General features: G+C 36.7%; 1 protein-coding gene. It reads left to right on the top strand.

From position 1 onward, the window contains the following. On the top strand, positions 1 to 313 hold a 313-nt coding region (locus LPB87_RS20710), incomplete at both ends, for a hypothetical protein (RefSeq protein ID WP_230729236.1).

Below are 313 nucleotides of genomic sequence, written 5' to 3'. Positions count from 1 at the left end.
ATAGCACCTTTATTAAGAGTAATGACAGCTCCTACTTGTGCAAATGTTTTAGGAAGTTTTAGTATTGATAATTATGATGCTAATTATACCTATACAGTAACTCCATTAATAGGTGTAACTCAAAACGGAGGTATAGTAACCGCACCGTCAGGGAGTTATACGGTTATAGCTACCTTGGGAAGTTGTTCATCGGGAAGTTCGAGTGATATTGTTATGACTAATGTTATTTGTGCAAATACAGAAACAGCCCCATCAATCAATGGAAATACCGGAGGAACTACAGCGACATTAGTATCGAATGATACGTTAAATG

Source organism: Flavobacterium sp. EDS, from assembly GCF_020991525.1.
Lineage (GTDB): Bacteria > Bacteroidota > Bacteroidia > Flavobacteriales > Flavobacteriaceae > Flavobacterium.
The sequence above is the reverse complement of the archived record's forward strand: the minus strand, read 5'-3'. Positions and strand labels throughout refer to the sequence as shown.